Annotated in this window: 12 protein-coding genes; 4 read left to right on the top strand and 8 right to left on the bottom strand. The window is 43.5% G+C overall.

Going from position 1 to position 11,967, the window contains the following annotated elements:
- The first annotated feature begins 187 nt into the window (after positions 1–187).
- Positions 188–532: a DUF3802 family protein gene (locus tag BCU75_RS20210; protein ID WP_076678412.1), complete on the top strand. Its 345-nt coding sequence runs from the start codon at positions 188–190 to the stop codon at positions 530–532.
- A gap of 132 nt (positions 533–664) precedes the next feature.
- Here BCU75_RS20210 and BCU75_RS20215 read toward each other — a convergent pair whose 3' ends face one another.
- Entirely contained in the window at positions 665–1,150 is a 486-nt protein-coding gene (locus tag BCU75_RS20215) for an NlpC/P60 family protein (protein ID WP_102474893.1), read from the bottom strand.
- Between the two features lie 104 nt (positions 1,151–1,254).
- On the opposite strand from BCU75_RS20215, the gene BCU75_RS20220 reads away from it, so the two are divergent.
- Positions 1,255–3,300, top strand: a complete 2,046-nt coding sequence (locus BCU75_RS20220; RefSeq protein WP_102474894.1) for a methyl-accepting chemotaxis protein — start codon at positions 1,255–1,257, stop codon at positions 3,298–3,300.
- 224 nt (positions 3,301–3,524) lie between these two features.
- On the opposite strand, the gene BCU75_RS20225 is transcribed toward BCU75_RS20220, so the two are convergent.
- Positions 3,525–4,328 (bottom strand): sterol desaturase family protein, encoded by an 804-nt coding sequence (locus tag BCU75_RS20225; protein WP_102474895.1) that lies wholly within the window; start codon positions 4,326–4,328, stop codon positions 3,525–3,527.
- Positions 4,329–4,396: 68 nt separating this feature from the next.
- On the opposite strand from BCU75_RS20225, the gene BCU75_RS20230 reads away from it, so the two are divergent.
- Both BCU75_RS20230 and nagK read left to right on the top strand, forming a co-directional pair.
- Positions 4,397–5,143, top strand: coding sequence for a tRNA-uridine aminocarboxypropyltransferase (locus BCU75_RS20230; protein WP_076678416.1), 747 nt, complete (start codon positions 4,397–4,399; stop codon positions 5,141–5,143).
- Between the two features lie 163 nt (positions 5,144–5,306).
- Positions 5,307–6,215 carry an N-acetylglucosamine kinase gene (nagK, locus tag BCU75_RS20235; protein WP_017112058.1) on the top strand — a complete coding sequence of 303 codons (909 nt, stop codon included), beginning with the start codon at positions 5,307–5,309 and terminating at the stop codon, positions 6,213–6,215.
- Positions 6,216–6,402: 187 nt separating this feature from the next.
- Here nagK and BCU75_RS20240 read toward each other — a convergent pair whose 3' ends face one another.
- From BCU75_RS20240 to BCU75_RS20265, 6 genes are all read right to left on the bottom strand, one after another.
- The gene (locus tag BCU75_RS20240) at positions 6,403–6,669 is read right to left on the bottom strand and encodes a DUF2960 family protein (protein WP_004733780.1); all 267 of its coding nucleotides are present in this window, start codon (positions 6,667–6,669) and stop codon (positions 6,403–6,405) included.
- 300 nt (positions 6,670–6,969) lie between these two features.
- On the bottom strand, positions 6,970–8,787 hold the full coding sequence (locus BCU75_RS20245; protein ID WP_102474896.1) for a bifunctional molybdopterin-guanine dinucleotide biosynthesis adaptor protein MobB/molybdopterin molybdotransferase MoeA: 1,818 nt from the start codon (positions 8,785–8,787) through the stop codon (positions 6,970–6,972).
- Positions 8,787–9,371, bottom strand: coding sequence for a molybdenum cofactor guanylyltransferase MobA (mobA, locus tag BCU75_RS20250; protein WP_076678419.1), 585 nt, complete (start codon positions 9,369–9,371; stop codon positions 8,787–8,789). Before mobA ends, BCU75_RS20245 begins: the two co-directional genes overlap by 1 nt.
- Positions 9,349–10,068 carry an energy-coupling factor ABC transporter ATP-binding protein gene (locus tag BCU75_RS20255; protein WP_004733775.1) on the bottom strand — a complete coding sequence of 240 codons (720 nt, stop codon included), beginning with the start codon at positions 10,066–10,068 and terminating at the stop codon, positions 9,349–9,351. Before BCU75_RS20255 ends, mobA begins: the two co-directional genes overlap by 23 nt.
- 10 nt (positions 10,069–10,078) lie before the next feature.
- On the bottom strand, positions 10,079–10,777 hold the full coding sequence (locus BCU75_RS20260) for an ABC transporter permease (protein WP_102474897.1): 699 nt from the start codon (positions 10,775–10,777) through the stop codon (positions 10,079–10,081).
- Positions 10,778–11,007: 230 nt separating this feature from the next.
- A complete protein-coding gene (locus tag BCU75_RS20265; RefSeq protein WP_017077255.1) occupies positions 11,008–11,814 on the bottom strand; it encodes a substrate-binding domain-containing protein in 807 nt (268 codons plus the stop codon).
- Positions 11,815–11,967 lie beyond the last annotated feature (153 nt).

The raw sequence follows: 11,967 nt of genomic DNA on the forward strand, positions 1-11,967 counted from the left end.
TATCTTGACCAACAGACATCTAGCGACACGTATATATTCAGCTATTGGTTTAATATTTAAGCTGAAATACTAATTAGGATCATTTTAATACGGTTTTTGGTAATAAAGTGATGACAAATCGCTTCATTTACATAGTATTAAGCAAGTACGTATTAATCTGCTCTTGAGCTTAAAACGGAGATTTATTGTGGTTGTAGAAACCGATGGCTATTTGGCTCTGATCGAACACTTATCATTTAATCTGGATGTCTTTACCAATAGTAATGGCGATACAGGAAGTGAGAGTGTTGAAGACATCATCACCGACATGATTTCAACAAACATCATGGCTATATTTGAGCAAAATCCAGAGTTGCATTCGAGTGTCCGTTTTCAACTTTTGAAAGAAGCTGACGCTGTGGTAGCGGATTTAGGGGAAGTTTTAGCGGGTGTATGGGCTAAGAAAGCGACCAACGAGCAAATTGTATTTCTAGATGAATACATCGCACTAGTGAAGAATCTATTTGATACTGCTGTCGCTAAATACGACTAACTATTTGTCCATTTCTTCGTTAGCTACTTTTTTCTTCGTTAGTCATTTGTCACGATGATTATGCTCACGATGTTAGGCGTTTAAGTCATACCTTCAGAAATGACCTTGTTTAGCGGTTAAAACTTTAAACCGCTATAAACGCCTAAAGTGCCAAAACTTGGAAGCCCAATAAGGGTTATCCAACCTCGATATAATGACACCCTTCGATGTAGAAGCATGTAGGAATTGATTGTTTCCTAAATACACACCTACGTGTCGCACCGTCATTGAAGTTTTGAAAAACACCAAGTCACCGCTTATTGCCTGCCCATACGCTATTTCTTTTCCTTTTTTACTCTGATCTTTTGTGGTTCTTGGAAGGGCTTGTTGAGTCGCATTTTGGACGGCAATTTGAACAAAAGCGGAGCAATCTATGCCTCGAAACGATGTCCCACCAAAATGGTATGGCACACCTTTCCACTGTTCATACACACTCATATACGCGTTGGTGGTCAATTTTTCCGACTTTGATAAAGGTTTTTGTGCGGTTTGACTAAGTTGAGAAGGGGATGGAGTCGAGCTACAAGCAGCCAATGTTGCTAAAGTTATTGTAACTACAGCTATTTTTCTGATTTTCATATGTAACTCTTCTGACAAAAAACTGAAATATAAACGTCATCAAGGACTTCTAGTATACGGACTAACTTAAGGATATCTCTTTTCGTAGTCAAACTGGATTTCACATGCCCGACACAAATTTATCAATAAAACCTTCACGTTATACATTCTCGCTCATTCAAACCATCACTGCTGTATTTATTTCTATTCTTTTACTCGTTAGTTTTTTATCAATGGTTAGCATTCGGGGAGTTGAACGGGTCGGAGGATATTTTGAGGCACTTTCAGAACAAGCATTACCCCTTGCTTTACACAACGCCGAATTAACGCAAAGCGTTTTAGAGCAAGTGAAACTTCTCACTTACAGCACCCAATCAACCGACTTAGATACACTGAATTCGACTAGGGGCTTAATTGACCGACTCGCGACAGAGAGTAATACAACGCTCGAGGAACTCCTTTTTATCTCCCGATCTTTCCCCGATGCGATCTCTCTAGAACAAAAACAAAACCTGATTGATGATATGGCTCAGCTACAAAGAATGACTAACAGCGTGTTACTGGCGCAGATTGATATACAAGGTAAGCAAAACGTCATCGATAGCCAAATTGGTGGTTTTCGCTATGGTGTGGGTTCAATTGGTCCTGAGATGAACCGTATTAGCTCATTTCTGGTTCAAAACAACCCTGAAGCACATGATGCTGCCAACCGCTTTACGGCAAGCGCTTCTGCAATGGCTAACACCTTCTTAATGCTATTGATGCAATCAGACTTAAATAAAGCGGAAGATGAGTTTCGTGAGTTAAGAAACCGCATTGCTGGGATTAACCTCGCTTACGATGACTTTTCAGAATGGCACCCAGATATTGCTGAGTTTGCTAGCCTGACCGCGCCTTATGATATGGTGAAAGAGGGATTCACGGAACATGGCGTGATTAAACAGATCCTCTTAAAGCTCGAACTGGTTAAGCAGCAAGAGCAGAACTTAGAGAAAGCCATTACCTTAGCGAACACGGTTATCAATACACTAAATCAGTTATCTTCTACATCGTATCAACTGATTGATGAAAGTGAACTCGTCGTAAATCAAACCATTGCCAATATTGGTCGTGTGTTATTTATAAGTGGATTGGTGATTGCCATAATTATCGTGCTCTCATGGTTTGTATTACGTCGTTGGATGAATAAAGGGCTTAAAAACATTACTCAACAACTAAGTTTACTCGCAGATCATGACTTCTCTAAACTGAGTGAGCTGCTGGGGCCGCGAGAGCTGCAGGCTATTACTTCGAAGCTAAATACGGTCGTAGATTCAACCGCTGACTCGGTTCGTTTGGTAACGCGCAACTGTGAAACGCTTTATCAAACCGCTGAAGTAAGCCATGACGCTGCCGAGCAAACCAATTCAAGCTTGAACGAGCAAAATGAATCGCTACAGAATATGATCGCTACAATTACAGAACTTGAAGCATCCATTAGTGAGATTGCTCGAATCTCGAATGCATCGAATGATGACGCGCAGATGGCAGAAGACGAATCAGTCAATGGCAGCCAAGTGGTCGGCATTAACCAACAGCGGTTACAAGCACTAGAGCAATCTCTTAGCCTGAATGAAGAATCGATGACTGATTTGGATGGCCGCGTTAAACAGATTCGTGAAATGGTTGATATGATCAGTGGTATAGCTGAAAACACCAACTTACTAGCATTGAATGCTGCAATAGAAGCAGCGCGAGCAGGAGACCAAGGTCGCGGGTTTGCAGTGGTTGCCGATGAAGTACGAAAACTGGCGAGTGGTACATCCCAGCAAACCACTAATATTCGAAATATGATGAACGAATTGGTTGCGGCGGCTGATCGCTCTCGTGCTTCTGTTACGGAATCTAGACGCGAAATGGCAAATGCACTGGAAACCAGTGGCGATGTAAAACAAGCCTTCGAGAAAATCGAAGTCGCGGTTAGCCAGATCAAAGGACGAGTAGAGCAAATCATGGTGGCTACCGAGCAACAAGCACGTGCGACTGTCGATGTAACGCATTCTATCACCCGAGTATCAGAGCAGGGTGAGAATACTAAGCTGCAACTTGAATCTATGATCGAGAGTTCAGAGCAAGTCGGCGAGATAGCAGGGCACCAACAAGCCATGCTTCACAAATACGTACTGAAATAAACGAGGTACTGAGGTAAACAAGTGCGCGGAGTTAAGCTAGATAGCGCAAGAATTTAAGCACTAGCAGCACTCAATCACCCACTACGCAATTAACGACTATCGATACAGAAACGCCCTTAAATTCTCACAAGAATCTGAGGGCGTTTTGTTTCCGTATTACGATAAGTTTGGCTTTGAGATAAATTTAGTCTCAATATAAACTTGAGCCTCAAACGACTGCAAACCTAGTTTTTCGTCGCCGGGAATTGAGTAAATGGCTGACGTAGCATCAGATCTAACCGTTGTTCTTTACCATCTTGAATCTCTGGAACGCCAATCTGAACGTTATCGTGGCCAAGCTTTGGCTGAGCGCGGTAAGTCTTAAACCAGATGTCCCACACAGATAAAAAGAAGCCGAAGTTTGAGTGGGTTTCTTTCACAATGACCGAGTGATGAACGCGGTGCATGTCTGGGGTCACAATCACTTTTCTCAATCGCTTATCCATCCATAGCGGAAGACGTGCATTGCTGTGGTTAAACATCGCACTCGCATTAAGGACAATCTCAAATATCACGACCGCAATGACAGGGACTCCTAGTGCGATTACCAAGCTCACTTTGATGAGCATTGAAACAATCATCTCAATAGGGTGAAAGCGGGTTCCGGTTGTAACATCAATATCTAAGTCTGCGTGGTGAACTCGGTGTAATTTCCATAGCCAAGGAATACGATGGAACACCAAGTGTTGAAGGTAAATGGCGCAATCCAACAGCAGCACGCAGAGCAGAACCGTGAGTTCTTTTGGAAGTGACAGGGTGTTAAACAGACCCCACTGGTTTTCTTGTGCGATAACCGCGGCTTGGAATGCCGCGATAGGAATCAATGTGGCTAATAGAAAGCTGTTCAAAGCTACCAACGCAAAGTTGTTCCCCCAACGAAACCATTTGCTTTGAGTCAGCACTTTACGCGGAAAACGGTGCTCCCAAAGCGCACATAATCCAAAAACGACAATAAAACAAACAAGGCGAAGCAGTGATGGGTCTTGCATAGGAATTCCTTCTATCATTCTGAAGACACTGTAAGTACAATCGTGCCACTTTTCTAGATTTATCGTTATTGTCCATGAGAATCCACGCTTTTCACCGTTTATATCAACACCGTTTATCCATTGCTACCAAGCCGTTTAATGCGCGCGGGTGTAAAGTAGTGCGATGTGAGTTTTGTAAAATCAAACAAGACAGCTGTATCTGTGAGCATCAACCTAACGTTAATACGAACGTCGCGACTATGTTGATCTTGTCAGACAACGAAATCTTAAAGCCAAGTAACACTGGTCGTTTGATTATTGATACGGTTAAAGACAGTTACGCCTACCTTTGGCATCGCACTGAACCAAATCAAGAGATGTTGGATGTTCTCAAAGATGACAGATACCAACCCGTTATCGTATTCCCTGAAGATTATACCGATGACAAAACGCGAGTGGTTCAAGATCTGCCACAAATGCGTGACCCAAATAAAAAGCTGCTGCTGATTTTCATTGATGGCAGTTGGCGCGAAGCACGACGTATCTTCCGTCGTTCAGAGTATCTGCAAGATTTACCTGTGTTGTCTATTGAACCGGAATCGGTTTCTCAATACATGATGCGTAAGTCAGACAACGAACAACATCTATCAACGGCCGAAGTCGCGAGCTTAGTTTTAAAACAAGCCGGTGAAGAGCAGGGTGCTAAGACTTTACAGCTATGGTTTGAAGTATTTCGCGAAAGCTACATGCTAAGCAAGACGCGTTTTAAGTCCGATCCAACCAAACCAAGCCTGAATGCATTCATAGAGCATACTAAAAGTGAGACGTCACTCTAACCTTTAACCGCTTTGTGCTGACTTGTTGTTCAAACAGATTCGAACGCGAGATAAGTTTGTTATCTATCACGGTTTGTAGGGGGAGTGTTATGGATAATGCTCCTTAGTTGTTTAATTTAAAAATTTTATTTGCCCGAATTTAGGGAAAAATTGGAGAGATTTCATGTATTACGGCTTCGATGTTGGCGGCACAAAAATTGAGTTTGGTGCATTCAATGAGAAACTTGAGCGAGTAGCAACAGAGCGTGTTCCTACACCAACAGACGATTATCAATTACTGCTTGATACGATTGCTGGTTTGGTCAAAAAGTACGATAGCGAATTCTCTTGCGAAGGCAAAATTGGCCTTGGTCTTCCTGGCATGGAAAACGCAGACGACGGCACAATGCTTGTTGTTAACGTACCAGCTTCAACAGGTAAGCCACTACGTAAAGACTTAGAAGCGCTTATTGGTCGTAGTGTAAAAATCGAGAACGATGCGAACTGTTTTGCGCTTTCAGAAGCATGGGATGATGAACTTAAAGATGAACCATCAGTGGCTGGCCTAATTCTAGGTACTGGCTTCGGTGGCGGTTTAGTTTATGAAGGCAAAGTTTTCTCTGGTCGTAACCACGTTGCAGGCGAGCTCGGCCATATGCGTCTTCCTATTGATGCATGGTTCCACCTTGGTGACAACGCACCGCTATTAGGTTGTGGTTGTGGTAAAAAAGGTTGTTTAGACAGCTACTTATCTGGTCGTGGTTTCGAATTGATTTACGAGCACTACTTCGGTGAGAAGAAGAAAGCGATTGAAATCATCCAAGCATACAACGAAGGTGAAGCAAAAGCGGCTGAGCACGTAGATCGCTTCATGGAGCTATTGGCTATCTGTTTTGCGAACCTGTTTACGGGTCTTGACCCACATGTTGTTGCACTGGGTGGTGGTCTTTCAAACTTCGAACTTATCTACGAAGAAATGCCAAAGCGTATACCAAAGTACCTACTGTCTGTAGCGAAGTGTCCTAAGATCATCAAAGCGAAACACGGTGATTCAGGCGGCGTTCGTGGTGCTGCATTCCTTAACATTAAGTAATCGAAACTTAACGTTAAGCTAGTTAAAAAGCACAAATAAAAATGCCGCAATCTCGAAAGAGGTTGCGGCATTTTTTATTGTTCATTGTTTTCGTTTCTTTAGCTCTTAACTCTTAGCTATCAAGTTAAACGAAAAGCTAGAAGCTAGAAGCTAGAAGCTAAATTTTGAGAAAAAGAAGCCAGAGGGCTTACTTCTTTTTTTTGCCAACGCCAAGGTTGTCTTTTTGCTTCAACGTAAGCTTAGTAAAGCCTAGCTTACGGAAATAGTTGTCTTGGTAGTTACGAACCGCTTTAGTATCAGAAATAAACTCAAGCTGTTGCTCAGTTTTTAGATACTCAGTGATGTCGATACCTTCAGCTGCAGCTACAGCTTCTTGGATCGTGCGGTGTTCTTGTTTCGAAAACAGTAACTCTTTGTCTTCGTCTTTGTAAGTGTACAGAATGGTACGAGCCATGATGCTCTCCAATAGAATTATTACTTTGCGCGCACTCTACATAAAAACAGTACGTGGCTCAAGGTTATGATAAAAAATCTTAAGATTATCGTTCTAACGTTTAGCGTAATCTAAGCTATTTGTCTTTTAGGCAACGAACAGGTTGTTTTTCACGAAGCGAAAAGAACAAAAAGCCCCATAACATCGAAAAATCTATATAGGGGCTTCGTCTATGTTTTGGCGAAGATCTTCTCAGTCAATTAAAAAGCAGCTAAGTCAATTAAAGATCTGGTAAGTCAACTTAGCTCATTGAGCTTTGAATCAAACGCGCCCCTGCAAAGGGATAATCGTCACTGTTTCGCCGACTTTCACGGTATCAACCGCTGGCGAGATTTCGATTAAGCAGTTCGCTTCGCTCATTGAACGCAGAATACCTGAACCTTGCTTACCGGTTGTTTTCACTTCAAGTACGCCTGATTCGTTCATTGAGAACACACCACGACTGAACTCAGTACGACCTTGACGAGAACGTAATTGCTCAGTTGCTATCGCGATCGCTTTCACTGGTGTCCAGTTAGTTTGACCTTGTAGCTTGCGGATTGCAGGTTCTACAAAGTTAATGAACGACACCATCACGGCTACTGGGTTGCCAGGTAAACCGAAGAAAGGTTTGTCTTCAATTTTACCGTAAGCAAGAGGGCGACCCGGGCGCATGTTGATACGCCAGAAGTTAATCTCACCCAACTTATCTAACGCGAGTTTGATGTAGTCAGCATCACCAACAGACACGCCTCCTGAAGTCAGAACCATGTCGGTCTCTAACGACGCAGCATGAAGTACATCCATCATCTTTTGTTCGTCATCTTCGATAATGCCGTAATCAACGATGTCACAACCAAGCTTTTGCAGCATGCCGATGATAGTGAAACGGTTTGAGTCGTAGATAGAGTTTGGTTTTTGCTCGCTACCCGGAGCTTGAACTTCATCACCCGTAGAGAACACACCCACTTTCACTTTGCGTAGAACAGGGCAGGTACCAAAACCTAACGACGCCATCATGCCCATTTCAGGTGCTTCGATGCGTGTGCCACGTGTAAAGACAGGTTGGCCGATTTCTAAGTCTTCACCCGCCATGCGGACATTTTGTCCAACCGAGATTTTAGCGTCAGGGAAGCTAACTGTGTCGCCTTCTTGAACGGCTTGTTCGCGCATCACGACGACATCAACGCCTTCTGGCATTGGAGCGCCAGTCATGATCTTAACGGCTTCACCTTGTTGAACGGTTTGCTCGTAGCTGTGACCAGCCATGACTTCAGCAACGATGTTGTAGCTGTCCAATTCTAGGTCTTCGCTACGGATCGCATAGCCGTCCATCGCAGAGTTAGTATTCTGAGGTACGTTGATTGGTGAAATAACATCTTCAGCCAGCACACGTCCGTAGCCTTGTAGTAATTCAACACTCTCTGTTAGGTCAAGCGCATCAATGCTATCAACAATCTTTTGCTGACCTTGCGTAACGCTTAGGCCAGCAGGAGAGAAGGAGTCACAACACACAACAGGTGTATCGTCGTTTGAAGATGAACACGACGCGGTTTTGCTTGTTGTCGATGAAGGGTCAAACGACTGAGCATATTCAATGATGAAATCACGAATCGCTTCCAAATCACTGATCGCCATTTGTGGCAGTTCGGATTCCACTTGGCTATCTGCAGCGATAGCAATAATGTTGTCATCGTTTGGATACAACCAAGGTTTGCCAACTTCGTCTCTGTGCAATTCAATTTTTGGGAAGGCAATGTTCTTGCAGCCTTCAACCAGAATCAAGTCCAGCGTGTTGGTATCGAAACGTGTCAGTAGATAATCAAAATCAGCTTCGGCTTCTGGCGTTTCTGTCATCATCACGTGACGATTACGCGAAGCGATCAGCATTTGATTGGCGCCCGCTTTGCGTAGGCGGTAGCTGTCTTTGCCTGGCTTATCGACATCGAAATCGTGGTGAGCGTGTTTAAGAACACCCACTTTTAAACCCGCGTTAGTCAACAGGGGCAGCAGCGCTTCAAGTACCGTTGTTTTTCCTGTGCCGCTGTAAGCAGCAAAACCCAATAAAGGAAGGTTAGGGCGTTGTTTTGAATCTTTCATTATTGAAGCGTTCCAAATTGGGTGAGTTCTTCTGGCGTATTGAGATTAACAAAGCAGTTAGGTGAATCGCTAAAATCGACATATTCCGTAACACACTCTTTGTATAGCAAGATGATTTTACGATCACCACGTTCCAAAAACGCCTCTAACTTTGGCAGAACACGTTTGTGGAATAGGGTGAACACAGGTTGCTTAAATTCGCCATCATGCGCGACAAGGATGTCACTGTCTTCTTTTACCGCAGAACAAAAGCGTTCAACAAGATCGTCACTGATTTGTGGGCTGTCGCAAGGGACAAAGCCGACCCAATCTGTGCTCGCGTTTTTGAGGCCAGCATGAATGCCGCCCAGTGGACCGGGATAATCAGGGAAAGAATCAGAAACAACCGGAGCAAATGCTTGGTAACTGTCTAAGTTGCGGTTGGCATTGATAGTGATGCTGACATCTTGCTGTGACAGCTTGTTTATAACGTATTCAATAAGCGGAGAACCGTTGAGCTCAACAAGTCCTTTATCTTTTCCGCCCATGCGACTGGCCTGTCCGCCAGCCAAAATAACCCAACTAGTTTGCGTTGGAAGCAGCATAAATATTCTCTTGTGCTTTATCTTTCTGAATAACTTGCAGAAGCGGCGATTCGGTCAAAGTATTGTCTTTGATCCACCATTGCTTCTTACATAAGTCGGTTAACGCATTAGTTTGGTGACTAGTGATAACTAAACTCGCGCCTCTTTGAAGAAGATCTTCGGCCATAATCACCAATCTTTCAATAGATTCTTTGTCTAAAGAGGCACTTGGTTCATCCATAAGCAAGATTGAAGGCTTAAGAATCCAAGCTCTTGCCATTGCAACGCGTTGACGTTCACCACCAGACAAAACAGAAATATGCTCGTCTGCGAGGGTTTCTAAACCTACCATTCTCAACGCATTAATTATTTGAGCTCGCTTATCTTTTTGGCTCTCTTTGTTAAAGCGAATGCCATAAGCGACATTTTGGTACACCGAACCATCAAAAAGATATGGGGTTTGATGCAGATAGATAATGTCTTTGAACTTAAGCCTAGGGAATAAGATCTGCTGCCAGCTTTGTGTCGGAGACTGAATGCGGCCAGAGCTTGGCTGAATCAATCCAGACAATATTTTAAGTAGGGTCGTTTTGCCCACACCATTATCTCCTTTGAGATAAATGGCATCGTTGGGGCCGATCGACAATTCGGGAATATGGAACAAAACACGCTCTTTGTAGCGCATTGAAATTTGCTGTGTTGTTATTTTTATACTCATGACAGCGTTCCTAAGTTCTTAAATAGCCTTTTCCTCTCACACTGGAAAGGAAAAAGTTAAGGGCTAATGCCAATGCTAATAACACCATACCAAGTGCGACGCCTTGAGCGAATGCGCCTTTGTGGCTTTCCATAGCGATAGCTGTTGGGATGTTTCTTGTCATCCCCATAATGTTGCCACCGACCATCATAGAACAACCTACCTCAGTGACGATACGAGAAAAGGCAGCGATAGTTGCAGCTAAAAGAGGGAAGCGCGTTTCCCAGATTAAGGTACATGCCACACGAGTCGTTGATACGCCAAGCGTGCGTGCTGTTTCCACCGCTCGGCGATCACTGGCTTGCAGAGCGCCGTGCATCATCGCAACGAGGATTGGAAAACAGATCAGCATCTGACCTAGAATCATCGCCTTTTGGGTAAACAACAATTGCCAATCACCGAGTGGGCCTGAACGAGAGAGCATCATGTACATCAACAAACCAATAACGACGGTCGGGATCGCTTGTAAGGTGTTGATCACCGATAACAATGCCCACTTCCCGGGAAACTCAGTATAAGCCAATAAGAAAGCCAGAAGGATTGCAGGCACAATCACCAATGAGATGGCGGACAAAGATACGCTGAAGGATACCGCGACGATTTTCCACAATTCGTGGTCAAAACTCACTAGTAGGTTCATTGCATCAACCGTTGTTTGCCATAAGGTCATGAAGTATCTCGTGTGAATCGATAATAGGTTTTTATCGGTAATGACTGATGTTAATCATAGCTGACACAAACTATTTGAGCCTGTATTGGTCAGCTATTGTTTTTAAGAGTGTTTCGTTGACTGTTTAGTTAGTGTAGTGCTTGTTGGTTTTGGCTACACCTTCAACGTTACGCTTTACTTATAACCAACGACTCATTGCTTACAACGAACTATTCTGCGCTTGCAACCAACTATTCTGCGCTTGCAACAAATAGCTGTTTGCCGTGCAGTTTAAAGTCGTTAATCAATTTCTGACCTTTAGGGTTAACCAGCCAATCACTGAATACTTTCGCAGCTTGGTAGTTGATGCTTGGGTAGCGTTCTGGGTTAACAAGAATTACTTGGTAAGGGTTAAATAGGTTCTTGTCACCTTGGAAAAGGATTTTAAGGTCCAATTTGTTTTGGTAAGCCAACCAAGTACCACGGTCTGTCATGGTGTAGCCTTGCATCTCTGACGCCATGTTCAGAGTAGGGCCCATGCCTTGACCAACACTGCGATAACCACCGAAGTTTGGTTCCATTTTAGTTTGTGCCCAAATACCCATCTCTTTTTTATGAGTACCCGAGTCGTCACCACGAGAAACAAAGGTCACGTTGTTGTTCGCGATGGCTTTGAACACATCAGTTACTGCTTTTTGAGATTCAATCTTCGCTGGATCGCTTTGAGGACCCACGATGACAAAATCGTTGTACATCAGCTTGCGAGGTAGAACCCCGTAACCTTGCTCAACGAAATTCGCTTCAGCCTTTGGTGCGTGAGTCATCACTAGGTCTACATCGCCATTCTCACCCATGCGAAGTGATTTACCTGTACCCGCAGCTAAAACATCAACTTTGATACCAGAATCTTTTTCGAACTCAGGTAATAAGTAGTCCAGCAAACCTGAGTGGTAGGTGCTTGTGGTCGTCGCCAATTTAATATGAGTGGTGTCTTCCGCGCTACTAGCCGTGTAACTGACGATAGATAGAGCTGCAATAGTTAAGGGAATTGCTTTCATTATTATTATGTCCATTCTGTTATAAATGAATGACATGCCTTCAGTTTTAAAGGGCTCAAAAAGGGCATGTGCATAAGACGCTAATTGTTGTAATTAGAAATCTACACATTATAAGCAAACTTAATGCCAAAAAATCATGCATCAGATCTCATT

It is taken from the genome of Vibrio splendidus (assembly GCF_002873455.1).
GTDB classification, from domain to species: Bacteria; Pseudomonadota; Gammaproteobacteria; order Enterobacterales; family Vibrionaceae; genus Vibrio; species Vibrio splendidus_J.